The organism is Nocardiopsis coralliicola (assembly GCF_054779695.1).
In genome coordinates this window covers 383,974-404,643 of sequence record NZ_BAAGXT010000001.1, presented here as the reverse complement: position 1 = coordinate 404,643, position 20,670 = coordinate 383,974, and the positions used below count along the sequence as shown (strand labels likewise).

At 73.1% G+C, this 20,670-nt stretch carries 19 protein-coding genes; 8 read left to right on the top strand and 11 right to left on the bottom strand.

Annotated elements, in window-relative coordinates:
* Positions 1–69: 69 nt before the first annotated feature.
* From ACYVGT_RS01650 to ACYVGT_RS01615, 8 genes are all read left to right on the top strand, one after another.
* Complete coding sequence (locus ACYVGT_RS01650; protein ID WP_460854534.1) at positions 70–1,218, top strand: Gfo/Idh/MocA family protein; 1,149 nt, start codon at positions 70–72, stop codon at positions 1,216–1,218.
* Positions 1,215–2,138, top strand: coding sequence for a DUF6807 domain-containing protein (locus ACYVGT_RS01645; RefSeq protein WP_460854533.1), 924 nt, complete (start codon positions 1,215–1,217; stop codon positions 2,136–2,138). The genes ACYVGT_RS01650 and ACYVGT_RS01645 overlap by 4 nt, the downstream gene beginning before the upstream one ends.
* Positions 2,132–2,860 carry a cupin domain-containing protein gene (locus tag ACYVGT_RS01640; protein ID WP_460854532.1) on the top strand — a complete coding sequence of 243 codons (729 nt, stop codon included), beginning with the start codon at positions 2,132–2,134 and terminating at the stop codon, positions 2,858–2,860. The genes ACYVGT_RS01645 and ACYVGT_RS01640 overlap by 7 nt, the downstream gene beginning before the upstream one ends.
* A 70-nt stretch (positions 2,861–2,930) precedes the next feature.
* Entirely contained in the window at positions 2,931–4,250 is a 1,320-nt protein-coding gene (locus ACYVGT_RS01635; protein WP_460854531.1) for an ABC transporter substrate-binding protein, read from the top strand.
* A complete protein-coding gene (locus tag ACYVGT_RS01630) occupies positions 4,250–5,203 on the top strand; it encodes a carbohydrate ABC transporter permease (protein ID WP_460854530.1) in 954 nt (317 codons plus the stop codon). The genes ACYVGT_RS01635 and ACYVGT_RS01630 overlap by 1 nt, the downstream gene beginning before the upstream one ends.
* Positions 5,200–6,093 carry a carbohydrate ABC transporter permease gene (locus tag ACYVGT_RS01625; protein WP_460854529.1) on the top strand — a complete coding sequence of 298 codons (894 nt, stop codon included), beginning with the start codon at positions 5,200–5,202 and terminating at the stop codon, positions 6,091–6,093. The genes ACYVGT_RS01630 and ACYVGT_RS01625 overlap by 4 nt, the downstream gene beginning before the upstream one ends.
* Position 6,094: 1 nt before the next feature.
* Complete coding sequence (locus ACYVGT_RS01620) at positions 6,095–6,709, top strand: hypothetical protein (RefSeq protein WP_460854528.1); 615 nt, start codon at positions 6,095–6,097, stop codon at positions 6,707–6,709.
* Between the two features lie 107 nt (positions 6,710–6,816).
* Positions 6,817–8,685 carry a glycoside hydrolase family 2 protein gene (locus ACYVGT_RS01615; RefSeq protein ID WP_460854527.1) on the top strand — a complete coding sequence of 623 codons (1,869 nt, stop codon included), beginning with the start codon at positions 6,817–6,819 and terminating at the stop codon, positions 8,683–8,685.
* A 357-nt stretch (positions 8,686–9,042) separates the two neighbouring features.
* Here ACYVGT_RS01615 and ACYVGT_RS01610 read toward each other — a convergent pair whose 3' ends face one another.
* The 11 genes from ACYVGT_RS01610 to ACYVGT_RS01560 form a co-directional block, all read right to left on the bottom strand.
* Entirely contained in the window at positions 9,043–9,639 is a 597-nt protein-coding gene (locus ACYVGT_RS01610; protein WP_460854526.1) for a bifunctional 4-hydroxy-2-oxoglutarate aldolase/2-dehydro-3-deoxy-phosphogluconate aldolase, read from the bottom strand.
* Positions 9,636–10,613: a sugar kinase gene (locus ACYVGT_RS01605; protein WP_460854525.1), complete on the bottom strand. Its 978-nt coding sequence runs from the start codon at positions 10,611–10,613 to the stop codon at positions 9,636–9,638. The genes ACYVGT_RS01610 and ACYVGT_RS01605 overlap by 4 nt, the downstream gene beginning before the upstream one ends.
* A complete protein-coding gene (locus ACYVGT_RS01600) occupies positions 10,610–11,479 on the bottom strand; it encodes an SMP-30/gluconolactonase/LRE family protein (RefSeq protein ID WP_460854524.1) in 870 nt (289 codons plus the stop codon). The genes ACYVGT_RS01605 and ACYVGT_RS01600 overlap by 4 nt, the downstream gene beginning before the upstream one ends.
* A gap of 38 nt (positions 11,480–11,517) precedes the next feature.
* Complete coding sequence (gene dgoD / locus ACYVGT_RS01595) at positions 11,518–12,663, bottom strand: galactonate dehydratase (protein ID WP_460854523.1); 1,146 nt, start codon at positions 12,661–12,663, stop codon at positions 11,518–11,520.
* Positions 12,660–13,397: a FadR/GntR family transcriptional regulator gene (locus tag ACYVGT_RS01590; RefSeq protein WP_460854522.1), complete on the bottom strand. Its 738-nt coding sequence runs from the start codon at positions 13,395–13,397 to the stop codon at positions 12,660–12,662. The genes dgoD and ACYVGT_RS01590 overlap by 4 nt, the downstream gene beginning before the upstream one ends.
* 25 nt (positions 13,398–13,422) lie before the next feature.
* Complete coding sequence (locus ACYVGT_RS01585; protein WP_460854623.1) at positions 13,423–14,178, bottom strand: SDR family NAD(P)-dependent oxidoreductase; 756 nt, start codon at positions 14,176–14,178, stop codon at positions 13,423–13,425.
* A gap of 41 nt (positions 14,179–14,219) precedes the next feature.
* Positions 14,220–15,509, bottom strand: a complete 1,290-nt coding sequence (locus ACYVGT_RS01580) for a DUF4380 domain-containing protein (protein WP_460854520.1) — start codon at positions 15,507–15,509, stop codon at positions 14,220–14,222.
* On the bottom strand, positions 15,506–16,597 hold the full coding sequence (locus ACYVGT_RS01575) for a zinc-dependent alcohol dehydrogenase family protein (protein ID WP_460854519.1): 1,092 nt from the start codon (positions 16,595–16,597) through the stop codon (positions 15,506–15,508). The genes ACYVGT_RS01580 and ACYVGT_RS01575 overlap by 4 nt, the downstream gene beginning before the upstream one ends.
* A 23-nt stretch (positions 16,598–16,620) precedes the next feature.
* Positions 16,621–17,634 carry an ABC transporter permease gene (locus tag ACYVGT_RS01570; protein WP_460854518.1) on the bottom strand — a complete coding sequence of 338 codons (1,014 nt, stop codon included), beginning with the start codon at positions 17,632–17,634 and terminating at the stop codon, positions 16,621–16,623.
* Between the two features lie 14 nt (positions 17,635–17,648).
* Positions 17,649–19,166, bottom strand: coding sequence for a sugar ABC transporter ATP-binding protein (locus tag ACYVGT_RS01565; RefSeq protein WP_460854517.1), 1,518 nt, complete (start codon positions 19,164–19,166; stop codon positions 17,649–17,651).
* 67 nt (positions 19,167–19,233) lie between these two features.
* Positions 19,234–20,232 (bottom strand): substrate-binding domain-containing protein, encoded by a 999-nt coding sequence (locus ACYVGT_RS01560; RefSeq protein ID WP_460854516.1) that lies wholly within the window; start codon positions 20,230–20,232, stop codon positions 19,234–19,236.
* Positions 20,233–20,670: the final 438 nt, after the last annotated feature.

Sequence of the window (20,670 nt, the reverse complement as noted above, 5' to 3'; positions counted from 1 at the left end):
CGGACACCGCCGCGCCGAGGGTCGCCGACCGCGGCGCGGCCGCCCCCACCCCCCGACGAGAGGTGCCGCATGCCGCCACCTGATCGAACCGCCCCCCTGCGCACCCTCCTGGTCGGCACGGGCGGCATCGCCCGCGTCGCCCACCTGCCGGCGCTGCGCGCGCTGGAGGCCGAGGGCGCCGCCGAGCTCGTCGCGGCCGTCGACGTGGACGCCGCGGCGGTCGAGGCGTTCTGCGCTGAGTACGGCATCCCCCACGCCTCCACCAGCCTTCCCGCGACGCTCGCCGAGATCGCCCCCGACCTGGTCGTCCTGTGCACCCCGCCCAGCGTCCACCGCGGTCAGGCCGAGACGGCCCTGCGGGCCGGCGCCTGGGTGTGGTGCGAGAAGCCGCCCTGCCCCTCGCTAGCCGACTTCGACGCGATCGAGGCGGCGGAGAGCGGCGCCGACGCCGGCCCCTACGCGGCCATCGTCTTCCAGCACCGCTTCGGGTCCGGCGCGCGCCACGTGCGCGACCTGCTGCGCAGCGGCGCGCTGGGGCGGCCCCTGGTGGCCCACTGCCAGACCACCTGGTACCGCGACGAGGTCTACTACGCGCTGCCCTGGCGCGGCCGCTGGGCCACCGAGGGCGGCGGACCCGCCATGGGGCACGGCATCCACCAGACCGACCTGCTGCTCGACCTGATGGGCCCGTGGACCGAGGTCCGCGCCATGGCCGCCCGCCTGGTGCACGACGTGGAGACCGAGGACGTCTCCACCGCCCTGGTCCGCTTCGCCGACGGAGCGGTGGCCACGGTGGTCAACAGCGTGCTGAGCCCCGACGAGGTCAGCCGGGTGCGCATCGACTGCGAACGCGCCACGGTCGAGGTGACCCACCTCTACGGCCACCGCAACGCCGATTGGCGGATCGTCCCCGCTCCCGGGGTCCCCGAGGAGACCACCGCCCGGTGGCGGGACTTCGGCGCCGACGAGCCCAGCTCGCACCTCGCGCAACTGCGGGCCCTGACCGCCGACATCCGGGCCGGCCGGCGCCACCGCACCAGCGGCTCCGGCGGGCGGACGACCCTGGAGTTCATCACCGCCCTGTACAAGTCCGCGTTCACCGACACCACCGTGCGCGCCGGCGACATCGGGCCGGGCGACCCCTACTACACCGCGCTGCACGGCGGTGCGCCCGGCTGGGCGCCGGCGGAGACGCACACCGAGGAGGCCCGCGCATGACGCTCGCGCTGACGCACGTCCACGGCGACCGCATCACGCTCGCTCACGAGGAGTCCGGCACCGAGCTGCTCTCCTACGTCTACAGGCCTGAGGCCGCGTGGGAGGCCCCCAAGCCCTACCTGCACCCCCTGCGGACCCTCTCCGGCGCGGCGGTCACCGACTACCGGCCCAACGACCACCGCTGGCACAAGGGCCTCCAGCTCACGGCCTCCCACCTGTCAGGGCAGAACCTGTGGGGCGGCAACACCTACGTCCACGGACAGGGCTACCTCGCACTGCCCGAGCGGATCGGGTCGATGGCCCACACCGCGTTCGACGAGGTCTCGGCCTCCGGCGATCGCTGCGTGATCGCCCAGCGGCTGACCTGGCACCCCCACGACGGAGAGTTGTGGGCTGAGGAGAAGCGCCGCATCACGGTCGGTGACGTCGACACCGAGGCAGGAAGATGGTCGCTCACCTGGACTTCTGCGATCACCAACCGGCGCGGCGAACCGCTGCGCTTCGGCAGCCCGACCACCCACGGCCGCCCCGACGCCGGGTACACGGGACTGTTCTGGCGCGGGCCCCGCGCATTCCGCGGCGGGCGGGTCTTCACCGCCGCGGGCGGAGACGGCGACCCGATGGGCACCCAGGCCGCGTGGCTGGCCTACTCCGGTGAGAACGACGGCCGCGACGGCCACGCCACCGTTGTCTTCGAACATGCGCCGGGCAATGGCCACGACGGCACGGCGGACAACCACCCAGCGCACTGGTTTGTGCGCAGCGAGCCCTTCGCGGCCGTCGCCCCGTCCTGGGCCTTCTCCGAGGAACTCGTGCTAAACCCCGGCGCTACGCTCGCCCGCAGCTACCGGGTCACCATCGCTGACGGCGCGTGGGATCCTGCGCGGGTGGCCGACCACCTCGGGAGGCTGACGTGGTGAGCACTCGCTACGACGGCTTCCCCGGCGGTGTCGGGGTCTCCCGGCTGCGCGTCTACGACTGGCCGACCCTGGACGGGCTCCCCGGCGGCGGGACACCCCACCTGCACCTCACCTGCAACGAAGGCTACGTGGTGGTCGCCGGTAGCGGCGCGGTGCAGACGCTCACCGCCTCGGGCTACGCCGAGACGCCGCTGGAGCCGGGCACGGTCGCCTGGTTCACGCCGGGCACGATCCACCGCCTCGTGAACAGCGGCGGCCTGGAGATCGTGGTGGTCATGGAGAACACCGGCCTGCCGGAGGCGGGCGACGCGGTCCTGACCCTCCCGCCGGACCTGCTCGCCGACGCCTCTTCCTACGCCGACGCCGTCCGCCTGCCCTCCGAGGGCTCCGACGCCGAACGCGGCGAGGCCGCGCGCCGCCGCCGCGACCTGGCCACCGGAGAGTTCCTCGAACTGCGCGAGGCCTGCGAACGAGGGGAGACCGCCCCGCTCCAGGAGTTCTTGCGCGCGGCTGCGTCCCTGGTCAGCCCGCACGCAGACGAATGGGAGCGGCGTCGGGAGGCGGGGCCGGGCACCGCGGTACGGGCCAGCGCCGACCAGGTGCGGGCCGTGCGCACCGGCGACCCCGCCCACCTGTGCGACGCCCGCGTCCAGGCGAGCGGTCCGGCCGAACGCGGCCGGTACGGGATGTGCGGCCGCCTGGACGTCTATCCCGGCATCTGACGCCCGGGGGTGCGCGGCCCCGAGCGGCCCCCCGCCCTGGTATCCCGACATCGACTGGAGCACCCCCCTTATGCCCGTCCCACGAGGCCCCCGGCCCCCGAGCCGGCGCGCCGTCCTGGCGGCCTTCGGCGCCGGCGCCGCGGCCGCCGGCCTGTCCGCATGCGCCCCGCCCGGCGACGGCGCGTCCCGCAGTATCACCCTCACCTTCGCCTGGTGGGGCAATGACGACCGCGCCGAGCGCACCCAGCGCGCCGTCCGCCTCTTCGAGGAGGAGAACCCGGGCATCACCGTCAGCACCTCCAACGGAGAATTCGGTTCCTACCTGCAGAAAATTGCCACACAGGCCGCGGGCGGGGGCATTCCCGACGTAGCCCAGCTCGACTACCGGCAGATCTCCCAATTCGCGTTGGGCGGCGCGCTGCTCCCCCTCGACGAGGCGATCGCGTCCGAGACCGTGCACACCGACCGGATGGACGCCGATTTCGTCGGAACCGGAGCGGTCGACGACACGCAGTACGCCATTCCGATGGGTCGCGGGATCACCGGCTACGCCTACGACTCCGAGCTCTTCGAGCGCGCCGGGATCGGCGTCCCCGGGCCCGACTGGACCTGGGAGGAGTTCGCCGACGCCGCCCGGCGTGTGACGGCACTGGGGACCACCGGCCCGGCGGGGCGGACCGTCACCGGGGCCAACGACGGCGCGGCCAACCAGGACGTGTACGAGACCTGGCTCCACAGCAAGGGAAAGCGCCTCTACGCCGACCAGGGGCGGCTGGGCTTCACCGCCGACGACCTCGCCGAATTCTGGACGTTCTTCAACGACCTGCGCATCGAAGGCGTGGTCCCTCGCGCCACCGACACCGCCCAGGCGTCGAGTCTGGACACCAGCCCGATGGTGCGCGGCCTTTCGGCCGCCGACTTCACCTGGGACGCCCCCTTCCCCGACTACATCGGGATGCTCGGCGACCACATCCGCTACGCGCCGGTGCCCACCTTCGACGGGCGCGCGGGAACCTACTTCAAGCCGTCGATGCTGGTGGGGATAGGGGCCGGGACCCGCCACCCCGAGGAGGCGGCGCGGCTGGTGGACTTCCTGCTGAACGATCCGCGGGCCGGGGACATCATGGCGTTCTCCCGTTCCACCCCGCCAAACCGCGACATCGCCGAACGGGTGTCGGAGACCCTCGAGGGCCCGGCGCTGGAAATCTACCGCTACGCCGAGGCGATGGAGTCCTACGGGCTCACCTCTCCCCCGATCCCGCCGCCCCCCGTGGACCTTTCCGCGCAGACGGCGTTCAGTCGCCTTTACCAGCGGGTCATCTTCGAGCTGGCCACCCCCGAGGAGGCCGCGCAGGAACTCGTGGCCGAAGTGAACCGGGGGTTGCACTGATGAGTGTCTCTACCGACCGCCCCCCGGCTGCTCCCCTCGCCGCACACCGGCGCCGCGCGCGCCCCCGGATCGCCCGCGAATGGCCCGCCTATGTGTTCATGACACCGTGGATGGTGGGAGCGGGGCTGCTGACGCTGCTGCCGATGGCGGTATCGCTCTATCTGTCCTTCACCGACTACGACCTGTTCACCACGCCCGAATGGGTGGGGTTGCGCAACTACACCGACATGCTTACCGAGGACCCCCGCTACTGGCGGTCGGTGGGCACCACTCTGCTGTACGTGGTGGTGGCGGTGCCGCTGAAGCTGGCGCTGGCGCTGGGTGCGGCGATGCTGCTGAAGAACCTCGGGAGCGGCAAGGGCTTCTACCGCTCGGCGTTCTACGCGCCGTCCCTGCTCGGGGCAAGCATGTCGATCGCGCTGGTGTGGAAGGCCCTGTTCAACGACGGCGGCACGGTGCCCGACGTGCTGTCCTGGGTGGGGATCGACACCGGCGGCTGGGTCGGCAACCCCGACCTCGCCGTATTCGCGGTGGTACTGCTGACCGCCTGGCAGTTCGGCGCACCCATGGTGATCTTCCTGGCGGGTCTGCAGCAAATCCCGAGCGAACTGCACGAGGCGGCCTCCATCGACGGGGCCGGGGCGTGGCGCCGCTTCATCTCCATCACGGTGCCCATGCTCTCGCCGGTGGTCTTCTTCAACCTGGTCCTGGAGATCATCCAGTCATTCCAGGTGTTCACCCCCGCCTTCGCCATCAGCGGCGGCGACGGCGGCCCCGCGGACTCCACCATGTTCTACACGCTCTACCTGTACGAGAAGGGCTTCGTCGCCTCCGAGATGGGCTACGCCGCGGCGATGGCATGGCTGCTGCTCCTCGTGATCGCCGTGATCACACTGGTCCTGTTCCGCACGTCGCGGGCCTGGGTCTTCTACGCCGACGAGGGGGGACGATGACCGCCATCGCGCGTCCGCCGGCATCGGCGCCGCGGAGCCCGTCTCCGGGCCGGTCCGGCGCGGCCCTGCGGCGGCTGCTGCCGCACCTGGTGGCCGGGGTCGCTCTGCTGTTCCTGCTGTACCCGCTGGCGTGGCTGGCCGCCACGTCGCTCAAGCCGGCCGAGGAGGTCATCACCAGCCTCGACCTGCTGCCGAGCCGGTGGGAATGGTCCAACTACACGACCGCCCTGGAAGGCGTCTCCGGCGTCCCGGTGACGACCCTGCTGGCGAATTCGCTGCTGATCTCGGTGGGCTCGGTCGTGGGCAACGTGGTCTCCTGCGCGCTGGCGGCCTACGCCTTCGCCCGGCTGCGGTTCCGCATGAGCACGGTCATGTTCGCCCTGATGGTGGCCACGCTCATGCTGCCCCACCACGTCGTGCTGATCCCGCAGTACATCATCTTCAACCAGGCCGGGATGGTGGACAGCTTCTGGCCGCTGGTGCTGCCGAAGTTCCTGGCGACCGAGGCCTTCTTCGTCTTCCTCATGGTCCAATTCATGCGCGGTCTGCCGCGCGAGCTCGACGAGTCCGCGCGGGTGGACGGCTGCGGCCCCTTCCGAACCTTCTGGCACCTGGTTGTCCCGCTGAGCCGGCCCGCGCTGATCACCACGGCGATCTTCACGTTCATCTGGACCTGGAACGACTTCTTCATCCAAATGATCTACCTGTTCTCGCCGGAGAACCTGACCATCACGCTGGCCCTGCGCAATTTCGTGGACACGGCCAGCACCTCGGCCTACGGCCCGATGTTCGCCATGTCGGTGATCTCGGTCCTGCCGATCGTGCTGTTCTTCCTGGTCTTCCAGCGCTACCTGATCCAGGGAATGGCCACCTCCGGGCTGAAGGGCTGACATGACGACACGGACCGCCCCCGGGCGCGGCGGGCGGGCGGCAGCCGCCGGCCCGGTGCCCGGACACCTCTTCGGCGGCGGGTTCTCGCTGTTCGCCGACATGCTGCTGGTCGGGCTGCTCACGGCGCTGGCGAGCCTGCCCGTGCTGACCGCTCCGGCGGCCTTCGGGGCGGCCGCGGCGGTTCTGCGCCGCGCCGCACTGGACGGCGGACCGGTGGAGCTGCGCGCGTTCGGGCGTGAGCTGCGGACCCACCTCACCCCCGCCTCGCTCGCCGGCGGCGTGGTGCTGCCCGCGGTGGCGGCCCTGATCACCGTTGACCTCGCGCTGGTCGGCGCCGGTCTGCCCGGGGCGGGCGCCGTGGCGCCGGCGGTGGCGCTGGTCGCCCTGGGGACCCTGGTGGTTGCCGTGCGGGCCGCGGCGCTCGGTCCCGCGGGCGGCGGCGTGGCGGTGCGGAGCCTGTACGCGAGCCTCGTCGACGTCCGCGGCAGCGTCCTGCTGGCGGCCGCGGTGCTGGTGGCGGCGGTGCTGGCGTGGTCGGTGCCCCTGCTCATCCCGCTGCTGCCGGGGCCGCTCGCCTTCGCCGCCGCGGCGGTGCGGATGCGCGCCGACCGGTAGCACGCCGGTGGACAGGCGGGCGCGAGCGTCCGCCGGGTCCCACCGCTCCCCCAAGATCGGCGGCGCTGCCCGCGCCGAGTCCGACGACCCCGACAAGGAGTCCTTCCGTGCCCCGAACCCATCTCGACGCCGCGGGCCACCCCAGGCCGCAGCTGATCCGCCACCACGATTGGCGCGACCTGAGCGGACCGTGGGGATTGGTCCGCGACGACGCCGACCGCGGCCGCGCCGAGCGCTGGATGGACCAGGCGGCCGCCGCGGTGTTCACCGACACGGTCACGGTGCCCTACCCGCCGGAGTCGGCGGCCTCCGGTGCCGCCGACTCCGGCTTCCACCCCGTGCTGTGGTACCGGCGCGAGTTCGAGGCCGCGCGCCCGGCGGCCGGGCGGCGTCTGCTGCTGCACTTCGGCGCGGTCGACTACAGCGCCCGCGTGTGGGTCAACGGAGTCCCCGTCGGCCGCCACGAGGGCGGGCACACGCCCTTCACCTGCGACGTCACCGACGCGCTGACCGAGGAGGGCGCACAGGCAGTGGTGGTCCGCGCCGAGGACCGTCCGCTCGACGCCACCCAGCCCCGCGGGAAGCAGGACTGGCGCAGGGATCCGCACGTGATCTGGTACCACCGCACCTCGGGGATCTGGCAGCCGGTGTGGTTGGAGGAGGTCGCCGACCAGCACGCGGAGTCGGTGCACTGGACGCCAGACGTAGCCGGGGCACGGGTCCGCTGCGAGCTGCGCCTGGCCCGGTGGCCGCGGCGCCCCGTGCGGGTGGCGGTGCGGCTCTCGGTCGCCGGGCGCGTGCTGGCCGAGCAGACGGTCCTCGCGCGGACGCGGGAGACGGCGTTCGACGTCGCGGTTCCGGACCTGTGCCACGGCCAGGTCTGGGACGAGCTGCTCTGGAGCCCGGAGCGGCCCACCCTCGTCGACGCGTCGGTCGAGCTGCGCGACGGCGGGGACTCCGGCGCGCAGGGCGGCGACGCGGCGGGGGACGCCGCTCCGCCGGAAGCCGCCGACAAGGTGCTGGACCGGTTCGACTCCTATCTGGGACTACGCGACGTCGGCTGGGACGACGGCGTGTTCCTGCTCAACCACAAGCCGTACTTCCTGCGCATGGCCCTGCAGCAGGGGTACTGGCCGGGCTCGCACCTCGCGGCCCCGGGAGAGGAGCTGCGCCGCGAGGCGGAGCTGGCCAAGGAGATCGGCCTCAACGGGCTGCGGATCCACCAGAAGCTGGAGGACCCGCGGTTCCTCTACTGGGCCGACCGGATCGGCCTGGTCCTGTGGGGGGAGATGCCCTCCGCCTACGCGTTCGGCACGCAGACCGTGGAGCGGGTGGCGGCCGAGTGGACCGAGGCGCTGGCCCGGGACCGCAGCCACCCCTCGATCGTGGCGTGGGTGCCGGTCAACGAGACCTGGTCGGCGCCCACACCGGCCCTGGTGCCGCAGCAGCGCAGCTTCCTGGACATGCTCTACCACCTGACCAAGTCGCTGGACCCGTCGCGGCCCGCGGTGTCCAACGACGGCTGGGAGATCTCGGCCGCCGACATCTGGGGGGTGCACGACTACACCCAGCACGCCGAGGTCCTGCGGGAGCGCTACGGCAGCGCGCAGCTGCGCCGTGGAGCGCTGCCGGAATCCTGGCCGGCCGCCCGCCGCTTGCTGCTGGAGGGGACGCGCCACGAAGGCCAGCCGGTGGTGCTGAGCGAGTTCGGCGGGGCGGCCTTCGCACCGCGCGAGGGCGAGGAGTGGTTCGGCTACGACACCGTCGCCACCCCCGAGGAGTTTGCCGAGAGGCTGGACGCGCTGGTGGGGGCCGCGATCGACTCCGGACTGGCCGGGTACTGCTACACGCAGTTCACCGACACCGCGCAGGAGGTGAACGGCCTGCTCACCGCGGAGCGCACGCCCAAGATCCCGACCGCCGCGCTGCGCGGAATCCTCGCCAGGTCCCGCAAGCCCTACGGCCGCCCGGGGTGATCGGCGGACGCGGCGCTGCTCCGGCAGCGAACTGGCCGCCGGCGCCCCGCCCGCCGCACACGGAGTGACCGGCGCCCGGGGCCGCCGCGCGGAACCCGGCGGAAGAAACACCTCACCAGGACGGAAAGATCCCCCTCAAAGGAACCCTCTGACCTGAACGGACTCCTGCGGGCGCAGGGAATCGACGTAGGTGAGCTACCTTTCCCGCCGAATTCGGCCGAGCGCCTCAAGTCGAGAGCGGCCGTGTACTACGACCATGAAAAGCAGGACCCAGGAGTCCGGCGCGGGGCGCCCCGCCGCCCCGCGCCTCCCCTCCCCCGGGGCGCACGGCCGCAGGACGTGTCACCGTCCCCGGTCTCAGACCAGTTCGGCCAGGAGCGGGATCTGCTCGGGGTCGGCCAGCGCCGACCCCACCGCGACCATCCGGGCCCCCGCGTCCAGGAAGGCCCCGGCGTTGCGGGCGTCGACGCTGCCGGTGGCCACGATGTGGACGTCGGGGAAGGGCGCGCGCACGGCCGTGATCCAGTCGGGGCCGAGCACCGAAGCGGGGAAGGCCTTCACCCAGCGACCGCCCGCTCCGAGTACGGCCTGGACGTCGGTGGGTGTGGCCACGCCGGGCAGGTGGGGCATTCCCGCCTCCTCGGAGGCGGCCATCACCTCGGCGTCGAAGCCGGGCGCCACGGTGAACGCGGCCCCCGCCTCGGCGACCGCCCGCACCTGGTCAGTGGTGACGACCGTTCCGGCACCGACGGCGTGGCCGCGCCGGGCCCCGGCGGCGACCGCGGCGCTGAGGGCGTCCATCGCCCCCTCGCCGCGGGCGGGGACCTCCACCGCGGTGATGCCCAGGTCCCAGGCGCGGGTGGCCAGGTCGACGGTGTCGCGCACCGGCAGCCCGCGCAGGATCGCCATCACGCGCCGCCCCTCGAAGAGCGCGTCCAGACCGCTTGCGTTCAATGTTGCCTCCTCGTCGTGGCGGCGACGGCCGCCGCTGCGCGTTCGCGCCAGTGGTGGTCGGGCACGGTCAGCAGCTCCGCCAGCTCGGCGGGGCCGGGCGGCGGCGCCAGGTCGCCCGTCACGCGCAGGGCCGAGCCCGCGCACAGGTGGCCCAGGCGCAGGCGGGCCGGGGCGGGCAGGCCGCGGAACACCGCGGACAGGTAGCCCGCGGCGAAGGCATCGCCGGCGCCCACGGGCTCGACCACCTCCACGGCGGGCGCGGGCACGTGGACGGCGGCGCCGCCGTGGAACTCGGTGGCCCCGTGCTCGGCGTCCTTGACCACCAGGCGCCCCACGTCGGGCAGGAGCGCGCGCACGTCCTGCGCAGTAGACGTCCCCCATAAGGCCTGGGCTTCGTCTCGGCCGACGAGGACGATGTCCGCCAGCCCGGCCAGGGTGAGCAGGCGCGGCGCCGCGGCTCCGGGGGCCCAGAGGCGCGGCCGGTGGTTGACGTCGAAGCTCACGGACAGCTCCGGGTCGGTGAGCAGGCGCTCGGTGAGCGCGTCTGCCCCGGGGGACAGCGCGGGGGTGATCCCGGACAGGTGCACCGTGCGTGCGGATCTGACCAGGGGGTGTCCGGCCAGTTCGGGGCCCATGGACGAGGCGGCCGAACCGGTCCGGTAGTAGTGGACGCCGCTGCCGGCCGGGGCGGGGTCCTTGGCCATCAGGCCGGTGGGCCGGTGGGCGTCGGCGTGCACACCGGAGACGTCCACGCCGCGCTCGTGCAGGGTCCGGGTGACCATGCGCCCGAAGGGGTCGTCGCCCACCCGGCTGACCCAGGCGGCGCGGTGGCCCAGCGCGGCCAGGCCGCAGGCCACGTTCGACTCCGCGCCGGCGATGCCCGTCCCCAGGGCGTCCGCATGGTCCAGCGGGGTCGCGTCGGGCGGGGTCAGCAGCAGCATGGTCTCGCCCACGCAGGTGGCCTCGGGGCTCATGAGGCGGCGCCGAAGGCGCGGGCGCGCGGTGCGGGGACGTCGACGGGCAGGGCGAAGACCGCGCCGTCGCGGGCCGCGGGCCGGTTCAGACCGAAAGCGGCGGAGGTGATGAAGAGGACCGGGGCGTCGGTGCCGACGACGCACACGCTGGTGGGTTGGGCCGCGGGCAGGCGCACCACGTGGACCAGGGTCCCGTCCGGCGCGTACCGGTGCACGCGCCCCGCGCCCCAGACGGCGACCCACAGGCATCCTTCGGCGTCGACCTGCATACCGTCCGGGCTTCCGTCCTCCACCCGGGTGAAGACGCGCACGTCGCCGATCTGCCCGTCGGGTCCGATCCCGCAGACGTCGATGCGCCCCTCGGCGCTGTCGGCAAGGTACATGCGCGCGCCGTCGGCGGTGAACGCAGGGCCGTTGGGGACGGTGTACCCCCGCAGGGCGGGGGTGAGCGTGCGGTCGGGATCGACCCGGTAGAGCGTTCCGGCGCCCCGGGTGCCGTCGTAGGCCGTCGACCCCGCCCAGAAGCGGCCGCGGGGGTCGCAGCAGCCGTCGTTCATGCGCATGGGTACGGGCGCGCCCGCTTCGGGACGGGCGATCCAGTCGGCGCCGTCGCCATCCAGGAGGGCGATACCGGTCCCGGCCGCGGCGATGTGGCGCCCCGGGCGACCCCGGACGGGGGCGACCGCGCCCAGCGGCGCGTCCAGGCGGAGAACCTCCTTGAGCGGTCCCCTCTCGCCGGGGTCCAGGCGCAGCAGCCGCCCGGCCAGGATGTCCACGAGCAGGAGCCCGTCGCCGATCCAGCGGGCCCCCTCCCCCAGTTCGAGCCGGTCCGCGCTCCACGGCTCCGACACCGTGCTCGTTCTCATCGCCGTCCTCTCCGCTCTCGTCTCCGGTGCGCTGCCGCCTACCATTCGGCGAACGACCCGTCAGTGTGCTTCCACACGGGCGGGCGCCAGCGATGGCCGATCTGGTCGGCGCGGCGGACGGCCGCCTCGTCGATCTCGACCCCCAGGCCCGGCGCCCCGGTGCGGTGGACGTACCCGCCGGGGAAGGCGAACGCCTCGGTGTCGAGCACGTAGTCGAGCAGCTCCGCCTCCCGGTTGTAGTGGATGCCGATGCTCTGCTCCTGGATGAGGAAGTTGGGGGTGGCGAAGGCGACCTGCAGGCTCGCGGCCAAGGCGATGGGCCCCAGCGGGCAGTGCGGGGCCAGCAGCACGTCGTAGGTTTCGGCCAGGGCCGCGATCCGGCGCACCTCGGAGACCCCGCCGGCGTGCGACAGGTCGGGTTGGGCGACGGCGATCCCGGCCTGCAGGGCGGGCAGGAAGTCAGTGCGGGAGAAGAGGCGCTCGCCAGTGGCCACGGGGACCGGGCTCGACCGGACCACGCCTTCGAGCAGGTGGCCGTACTCGGGCAGCAGCGGTTCCTCCACGAACATGGGGCGCAGCGGCTCCAGCAGCGGCAGCACCCTGCGGGCGGTGGCAGCGTTGAAGCGGCCGTGGAAGTCCACCGCCACGTCGCGGTCGGGGCCGAGCACCTCGCGCACCGCGGCCAGGCGGTCCACCACGCCGTCGATCTCGCGCATGGTGGCCGAGCGCCCCATCACCCCGGACGCGTTCATCTTGACCGCCGTGAGCCCGGAGCCGACCCGCTCGGCGACCGCGTCGGCCAGCTCGGTGGGGTCGTCTCCCCCGACCCACCCGTACACCCGCACCCGGTCGCGCACGGGCCCGCCCAGGAGCCGGTGCACGGGCACTCCCAGGCTCTTTCCGGTGATGTCCCACAGGGCCTGGTCGAGACCTGCCACGGCGCTGGAGAGCACCGGTCCGCCGCGGTAGAACGCGGCTTTGGTCAGGCGCTGCCAGTGGTGTTCGATGGCGGTGGGGTCCTCGCCCAGCAGCAGGTCGGAGAGTTCTCCGACCGCGGCGCGCACGGTCTCGGCGCGCCCTTCCACCACGGGCTCGCCCCAGCCGACCAGGCCGTCATCGGTCTCCACACGGCAGAACAGCCACCGCGGGGCGACCAGGAAGGTCTCAATGCGGGTGATCTTCATTCGTGCTCTTCCTGATCGTCATGGTCGGTGGCGCCGGCCCCGGTGGCGCGCAGCAGGTCCTCCCGGGCCTGGTCGAGCAGTGCGGTCATGGCTGCCTCGGCGGCTTCGGGGTCGGAGCCGGCCACCGCCTCGGTGACCGCGCCGTGGCTGGGCACCGGGTCGTCGTGGGCGCCGCTGTGCACGAGCCGGTCGCGTTCGGACAGGCCCGCGGCGAAGAAGACATCGGTGCGGGTGAACAGCTCGTTGCGAGTGGCCGACAGCAGCGCGCGGTGCCAGCGCAGGTCGGCCGCTGCCGCCGCTTCGGGCGAGCCTTCGCGGTCGGCGGCGGCGATGTCGGCCAGCGCCGTGCGCAGTTCGGCCACGTCCTGCTCGGTGCGGCGCGACGCCGCCAGCCGCGCCGCCGACGGTTCCAGGGCCGCGCGCAGCTCCGCGAGGTCGAGGAAGAAGGACTCGCCCGCGCCCGCCGCGATCCGCCAGCCCACCACGTCGGGATCGAGCAGGTTCCAGTCGGCGCGCGGGCGCACGAACGTGCCCTTCTTCTGCCGGGAACCGACCAGGCCCTTGGCCGCCAGCACCTTGATCGCCTCGCGGATGGCGGTGAGGCTCAGGCCGAGTTCCTCGCTGAGCGCGGCGAGGTCGATCGTCTCGCCCTCGCCGAACTGGCCGGAGAGCACGCGCTGCGCCAGCAGCCGCACCGTCTGGCCGTGCACACCGCGCGCCGAGTAGGCGGCCATCAGTTCCTCCGTTCCGGGCGCCGCGTCACGACGACGCCTTGTAGATACTCCACCCTCCGTCCACGGGCAGGCTCGCCCCGGTGACGTAGGAGGCTTCGTTCGACGCCAGGAAAGAGATGACGGAGGCCACCTCGTCCGGGTCGCCGAAGCGCCCGGCCGCGGTCTGGGCGACGCTGTCGCAGCGGTCCTGTTCGTCCACCCCGTCCCAGGCAGAGGTGGCGATAGGTCCGGGCAGGACGCAATTGACGCGGATCCGCGGCCCGTACTCGACGGCGAGCTGGCGGGTCAGCGCCGTGAGCCCGCCCTTGGTGGTGGCGTAGGCGGGGCGTCCGGGCAGTCCGAACCAGGCGTGCACGGAAGAGGTGAGGACGACGCTGCCCCCGGTGGATTCGAGGTCGTCCAGGCAGGCGCGCACCCCCAGGAACGCGCCGGTGAGGTTGACGGCGAGTTGGCGTTCCCAGGAGTCGAGCGCAGTCCGGTGCGCGGGCGCGATCTCGACGGTGTAGGCGTTGGAGACCAGGGCGCCCACCGGCCCGTATTCCTCGTTGGCGGCGGCGGTGACCCTGGCCCAGTCCTGTTCGTCGGCGACGTCGGCCCGGACCGCTGTGGCCCGGTCCCCGTCGGCGCGGATGCTTCGGGCGGTCTCCTCCACCTCCGGGGAAAGGTCGGTCAGGACCACCCCCGCCCCCTCGCGGGCCAGTCGCCGGGCGGTGGCCGCGCCGATCCCCTGGGCGGCTCCGGTGACCACGGCCGTCACGGTGCCGTGCCGGGCGTGTGGCATGGTGTGCCTGCTCTCTCGTGTGGCGTCGTCGTCGATGGCCGTCACGACGGCCGCTGTTCGCTTCCGCGGCCGTTCGCCACTGGGTCGCGCGCCGGGGTGAACACGATGTCGGAGCCGCCGTCGGCGCCCCGAGTGTGCTCGGGCACCAGGGTGTCGAATCGGGCCGGTTCACCGGGCCGGGCCTCGGCCAGCACATGGTCCCGCGCCCCGTCCGGGACGCCGCCGCCCGCAGGCGGGCGGTACTCCAGTGTTCCGGCGCGGTGCGCGGTGAAGGTTCCGGTCAGGCGTCGGCGTGTCCCTTCTCGGGCGCCCCAGCGGGGCGGGTCGCTCCAGAACCCGTCCCGGGTCACCTCCGCCACGGGGCCGGTGCCGGCGCCGAAACCGCATTCGACCGCGAGCGCCGCGGACTCCCCCGGGGCGAGTTCGGTGAGCGGCCCCAGCGCCTCGCACTCGACCACCCGGTCGACCGGACGCAGGCCGCCCAGGTGCTCCAGGGGCGTCTCCAGCGGGTATTCCAGCCACACCTGGACGCGTGAGCCCCCGTCCGGGTACGGGGCGCCCTCGCTCACTTCGAAGCGCTGGGTCGCGGTGCCGCCGGCGCCCACGTTGGCCAGCCAGCCGACCGCGGTGGGGAAACCGACCTTGCCCACCACGTCCTGGGCGGGTACACGCAGCACCCCGGGCGCGTGCTCGGCGACCTCGGGGGCGGCGTCGCCGCGCACCAGCGGCACGGTGTGCGGCCCTTCGCCGCCCACGCCGACGTAGACGCCCTGCGCGCCGCGCCCCTCGACAGGTTCGCCGCTCAGCTGGGTCACGTTCCACAGCGCCCACGTGCGCGGGGTTCCGCTCGTGTTCAGGGCGGTGAGTTCCAGCCGGTAGGCGGCGCTGCCCGGCCGCAGGATCAGGCGGCGGCGCACGCGCAGACCGGTGCGGGGGTCGTCCCCGCTGGTGAGGGTGAGTGCGACCGTGCCATCGGCCTCGGTCGCCACCGTGGCGGTGTAGGCGCCCGAATCCAGGACGGGGTCGGGTGGACCGGCCCACTGATCGGGCCCGTCCCAGCCCTGGGGGGCAGGCCAGGTCTTGTCCCCGCCGACGTTGTTCCACACGCTCATGGGTCCCTCGACCGGCCCCAGGCGCGCGCCGTCCACCGGATACAGGTCCGGTCCCAGCAGGCGCGGGTTGCGGTAGAGGAACTCGTTCCCCCGGTGGCGTACGGACAGCAGCCGCCCGCCCAGTTCGGGGGCCGCGGTCAGGCGCAGCATCCCGTTGTCCAGGCTCACCAGTGCATAGGGGCCGGAGTCGTCGTGGTCGACGGCGACCGGCCGGCTCACCGGGCCTCCCCGTCCACCAGGCACACCTTGCCCCGGCTGCCTCCGGCGGCCAGCCGGTAGGCGGCGTCGGCGTCGGCCAGGTCGAAGCGGTCGGAGACGACCCGCTCGGGGGTCAGGCCCCAGCGCACCAGGTTCACCGACAGCTCGGCCATGGCCGGCAGGGACGTCACCCACGAGGCGTACAGGGTGAGCTGCTTGTGCAGGAGGGTGTCCGACACCTCCGTCTCCAGGGTGCCGCCCTCCCCGACCAGGGACACCCGGCCCCACTCGGCGGCGCTCTCCAGGGCGAGCGAGCGGCCCGCGCGCGAACCGGAGCAGTCGATGACGGTCGCGGCGCCCCGGCCCCCGGTGGCGTCGGCCACCGCCGGCGCCGCCTCCTCGGCGGAGGCCACGGTGTCGAAGACGTCCAGGCCGGCGGCCCACTCCCGGCGCTGCGGGGACGATTCGACACCGATGACGCGGGCGGCCCCCATGCCGCGGCCGATCATGCCCGCCGCCAGGCCCACCGGGCCCAGGCCGACCACGAGCAGGTCCCCGTCGCCGTTGACGGCGATCCTGCGCAGCCCTTCGTAGGCCGTGCCGAAGCCGCAGGCGATGAGGGCACCGTCCACGTGGGAGAGCGCGTCGGGAAGGGCCACGCAGGTGGACTCCTCGGCCAGCAGGTACTGGGCGTGCCCGCCGTCGCGCTGCCATCCGTAGGCGGCCCGCCCGGGCCCGGTGCAGCTGATCATGAACCCTCTGCGGCAGTTGTCGCAGCGTCCGCAGCCGGCGATGTGGTAGACGATGACCCGGTCGCCTTCGCCGAAGCGGCGGCACCCCGCGCCCGCCCGGATGACGGTGCCCGAGGGCTCGTGCCCGGCGACCACGCCCTGGTAGGCGGGGCCGTCGATACCCCGGTGTGTCTTGTGCTCGTGGTAGATGAAACCGATGTCGCTTCCGCAGATGCCCGAGGCACCGACCTTGAGGAGCACCTGCCCCGGGCCGGGTTCGGGGATGGGCAGGGTGTCCACGGCGGCGGTGGAGTCGCCCGGCAGGCGCACCCCGCGCATGGTCTCCGGGAGCGCGCGGGACGGGTTCGTTGCGTGCATGGTGTGGGTTCCCCGTTCTCTGGCTATGCGAGCCGTTCGGCCGACCTGCGCCTGCTGATGACGACGTTGATGAGCACGGCGGCCACGATGATCAGGCCGCGCACCACGTCCTGGAAGAAGGAGTTGACGCCCAGCAGCACCAGGCCGTTGGCGATGACGGTGATGAAGACGACGCCCAGGAAGGTGCCCGCGAGCGACCCGCGGCCGCCCGCCAGTGCAGTGCCGCCGATGACCACGGCCGCGATCACGTCGAACTCCAGTCCGGCCGCCGCGCCGCCGTTGCCCGAGCCCAGGCGGGCCGCGAGCAGGATGCCGGTGATGGCGGCGAGGAGCCCGGTGGTCGCGAACAGCATCACCCGCACACGGGAGACGTCGAGCCCGGCGAGCTTGGCGGCGGCCGCGTTGCCGCCGATGGCGTAGACCGAGCGCCCGTAGGCGGTGTACTTGGCGACGTAGGCGAAGACCGCGAAGAGAACCAGCATCACCACGGCGGCGGTGGGGACGCCGAGGATCGATCCGCCGAGCACGTCGAACACGGCGCTCTGCGGCAGCGGGACGGGCAGGGCGTCGGTCATGTACAGGGCGAGGCCGCCCAGCACGCTCCACAGTCCCAGGGTGGTGATGAACGCCGGCACGGCGAAGCGGGCGCGCAGCCAGCCCGCGAGCGCGCCCCAACCGAGTCCCAGCAGCAGGGTGAGCGTGATGGCCCCGGCCACGCCCAGGCCCCATTCGGTGGCGCCCTTGGCCACGATCACCGAGGCGAAGGCGACTGCGGGACCGATGCTGATGTCGATGTCGCCGGAGATGATGATGAGGGTGACGCCCCACGCGGCGATGCCGATGGTCGCGGCGTTGCGCAGGAGGCCGAGCTGGTTGTCCAGGCTGAGGAATCCGGAGGCGGACAGGCCCAGGACGACGTAGAGCAGCAGGATGGCGGCCAGGAGGCCGATCTCGTTGAGTCGGTGGCCGTAGCGGCCGAGTACGCCGCCGCGGGCTGGGACCGCCTCGCCGGCGGCCCGTGTGGTGGTGGTGGTCATTGCTACCTCGCCGTTCACGCCGCCATCGCGGAGGCGATGATGGTGTCCAGGGTGATGTCGTCGCCGGTGAAGTCGCCGCGCAGGCGTCCTGCGCGCAGGGCCAGGACGCGGTCGCAAACGAGTGGGAGTTCCTCCAGTTCGCTGGAGACGAAGAGGACCGCGGCACCCTCGGCGGCCAGTTCCCGCACGATGCGGTAGATCTGGGCCTTGGCCTCGACGTCCACCCCGCGGGTGGGCTCGTCCAGGAGCAGGATGCGGCTCCCGGCGTGCAGCCAGCGGCCGATGACCGCCTTCTGCTGGTTGCCTCCGCTGAGGTTGACGATCGGGGTGTCCGGGCGGGCGGTCTTGATGGAGAGCCGTTCGATGAGGCTCCGTCCGAGGGCCGACACCCGCGCGGGGCGCACGGTCCCGGCCGTGGCGGCGCCGCCGAACCAGGTCATCACCATGTTCTCGGAGACCCCCAGCAGGGGGACCACGCCCTCGCCCTTGCGGTCCTCGGGGGTGATGCCCACGCCCAGGCGCTTCATCACCTTGGGCGTCGGCTTGGCCACAGGGGTGCCTTCGACCAGGACGGTGCCCGTGGAGGGGGTGAAGCCCGCCAGGGCGCGCAGCACTTCGGTGCGCCCGGAGCCCATCAGGCCGCCCAGGCCCAGGACCTCGCCGGGGTACAGGTCGAAGGTGACGCGGTCCACCTTGGGCTCGACCGACAGCTCCCGGACCGAGAGCAGGGGTGTGCCGGAGCGGTCCACACGGGATTGGGGCCGCTGCCCGTCCTGCTGCTCCTCGCGGCCGAGCATGAGCGAGACGACGCGGCGCGTGGTGGCGCCCTGCACGGAGACGGTCTCCACGATGGCGCCGTCGCGCATGACCGTGACGGTGTCGGCCACCCGGCGGATCTCGTCGAGCCGGTGGCTGACGTAGATGACGCCGACTCCTGAGGAGGCGATGCGGGTGACCGCGTCCAGGACGGCGTCGGCCTCGCTCGCGGCGAGCGCGCTGGTGGGCTCGTCCAGGATGAGCAGGCGCGGGCGGGACCGCACGGCACGGGCGATCTCCACGAGCTGCTGCTGGGCCAGGGGCAGCTCGGCGACGGGGGCGGCGGGGTCGATGTCGATGCCGAGCTCGGCGAAGACCTCCCGTGCTCCCCGGCGCATGCGCGGGTAGTCGATGCGGCCGGCGGTCCGGGGCCAGGCGCCCAGGTAGAGGTTCTCCGAGGCCGAGAGTTCCGGGACCAGGCTGAGTTCCTGGTAGACGGTGCCGACCCCGAGTTCAGCCGCGCGGCGGATGCCGCCGCGGACCAGGGGCCGGCCGCCGATGCGGACCTCGCCCTCGTCGGGGGCCTCCACACCCGAGAGCAGGCGGATGAGGGTGGATTTGCCCGCGCCGTTGCGGCCCAGGAGGGCGCGGACCTCTCCGGCGCGGACCTCGAAGTCCGCGCTGTCCAGAGCGCGCACCCCCGGGTAGGTCTTGGTGGCGCCTCGGATCTCCGCCACGACGGCGGTGCCGTCCGCGACCTCGGCGGTGTCGCTCATGGTGTACTCCACTGGTGGGACGGGCGGGGGCGGAGGGCGTGTCCGGTATCGGGGTGCGAGGGGCGGATCACGGGATGCCGTCCGGGTGCTCCTCCAGCCACCGCGCACCGTCTTCGGGGGTGGTGTAGAGGTCGACGGGGGCGCCGGTGACGAGCTCACCGGTCTCCTCGCCGGCGAGGATGCGATCGACGGTCTCACCGCCCATCCGTCCGACGGCGAGACCGGAGATGTCAACGTTGGCCTTGAGGATCGAATGGTCGGCCAGGGCTTCGGCTGCGTCGGTGGACATGTCGCTGCCGAAGACGACGACGTCGCCGGTGCGTCCGCTGGAGTCCACGGCGCGAACGGCCCCCATCGTGGCCCCGCCGGCCTCGCCGTAGAAGGCGTCCAGGTCGGGGTGGGCGGTCAGGACGCGTTCGCCCACGTCGACGGCCTCGTCGATGGTGGCGCCCTGCTGGTTGGCGACGATCTCGGCGTCGGGCAGCCGGTCGAAGAGCGCCTCCTCGAAGCCTTCGCGCCGTTGGACGCACACCTCGACGAACTCGCAGTTGAGCACGCCGATGGCGGGGGCCTCGTTCCCCTCGTCTTCGAAATGGTCGGCGGCCGCGTCCCCCAGCAGGCGCCCGAACTCGTGCGGGTCGCCGAGGATGTAGGTGGTCACGTACTTTTCGGCGGCCTCGTCCTCGATGCAGGTGTTGTAGCAGACGACGGGGATGCCGCTCTCATGCGCCAGTCGCACGGCCGGGATGGAGGCGGTGGCGGAGACCGGGGACAAGACCAGGGCGTCGATGTCGGCGGAGCTGGTCACGTCCACGAAGGTGCTCTCCTCGGAGGCGTCTCCCTGGGCGTTGAGCTCGAGGAGCTGGGGCCGGCGGCCAGACTCGTCGGCGTGGTCCTGCATGCCCTGGCGGACCCCGGCGTAGAAGCCCTGGGCGTCCATGTAGATGACACCGACCCGGCCGTCCTCACCGACCCTTCCCGAACATCCGGCGACCGCCGCCAGGCACAGCGCCACGGCGAGCGTGGCGAGCACGCGGCCGCGGACGACCCGTGATCGTCTGCTCATGGGGGGACCTCCTTGACGTGTGGGCGCGCCGCTCACCTGGCCGGACGCCTCCTTGCGGCTCAGAGCGAGCTTGCCATTGAGACGCAGGTAACGTCAATAATAAATACTAATTAATTATTTAAACCCGGACTGGGCCGCGGCCGAAGGCACGCACGCCCCGAGCCCGCCCCCGCCCAGCCTGCGGCCGCGGTCCATCGGTTCTGGGTCGGTGCCGCCCCCGCGCGGGACGCCCTGGCGGCATGGAGGAAATCTGAGGCCGCGGTGGAGAAAACCGCGATGGACGCCGGCCCGGCGGTACGGAAGGTTGCATGGCGATCCCCATCCGCTCCCGGGGACGGGACCTCCTCGGCGGGCCCGCAGCGGTGACGCGGTCGCAGGAGTCACAGCGGTGAAGGCACTGGCCACGGAGCAGGCCGAACCCGGGCTCCGGCTCGCGGA

Bases quoted from the DNA above. Each gene is read 5' to 3' on its own strand.
- ACYVGT_RS01650 (WP_460854534.1), top strand. From the start codon at position 70: ATGCCGCCACCTGATCGAACCGCCCCCCTGCGCACCCTCCTGGTCGGC.
- ACYVGT_RS01645 (WP_460854533.1), top strand. From the start codon at position 1,215: ATGACGCTCGCGCTGACGCACGTCCACGGCGACCGCATCACGCTCGCT.
- ACYVGT_RS01635 (WP_460854531.1), top strand. From the start codon at position 2,931: ATGCCCGTCCCACGAGGCCCCCGGCCCCCGAGCCGGCGCGCCGTCCTG.
- ACYVGT_RS01630 (WP_460854530.1), top strand. From the start codon at position 4,250: ATGAGTGTCTCTACCGACCGCCCCCCGGCTGCTCCCCTCGCCGCACAC.
- ACYVGT_RS01625 (WP_460854529.1), top strand. From the start codon at position 5,200: ATGACCGCCATCGCGCGTCCGCCGGCATCGGCGCCGCGGAGCCCGTCT.
- ACYVGT_RS01620 (WP_460854528.1), top strand. From the start codon at position 6,095: ATGACGACACGGACCGCCCCCGGGCGCGGCGGGCGGGCGGCAGCCGCC.
- ACYVGT_RS01605 (WP_460854525.1), bottom strand. From the start codon at position 10,613: ATGAGCCCCGAGGCCACCTGCGTGGGCGAGACCATGCTGCTGCTGACC.
- ACYVGT_RS01600 (WP_460854524.1), bottom strand. From the start codon at position 11,479: ATGAGAACGAGCACGGTGTCGGAGCCGTGGAGCGCGGACCGGCTCGAA.
- dgoD (WP_460854523.1), bottom strand. From the start codon at position 12,663: ATGAAGATCACCCGCATTGAGACCTTCCTGGTCGCCCCGCGGTGGCTG.
- ACYVGT_RS01590 (WP_460854522.1), bottom strand. From the start codon at position 13,397: ATGGCCGCCTACTCGGCGCGCGGTGTGCACGGCCAGACGGTGCGGCTG.
- ACYVGT_RS01585 (WP_460854623.1), bottom strand. From the start codon at position 14,178: ATGCCACACGCCCGGCACGGCACCGTGACGGCCGTGGTCACCGGAGCC.
- ACYVGT_RS01575 (WP_460854519.1), bottom strand. From the start codon at position 16,597: ATGCACGCAACGAACCCGTCCCGCGCGCTCCCGGAGACCATGCGCGGG.
- ACYVGT_RS01570 (WP_460854518.1), bottom strand. From the start codon at position 17,634: ATGACCACCACCACCACACGGGCCGCCGGCGAGGCGGTCCCAGCCCGC.
- ACYVGT_RS01565 (WP_460854517.1), bottom strand. From the start codon at position 19,166: ATGAGCGACACCGCCGAGGTCGCGGACGGCACCGCCGTCGTGGCGGAG.
- ACYVGT_RS01560 (WP_460854516.1), bottom strand. From the start codon at position 20,232: ATGAGCAGACGATCACGGGTCGTCCGCGGCCGCGTGCTCGCCACGCTC.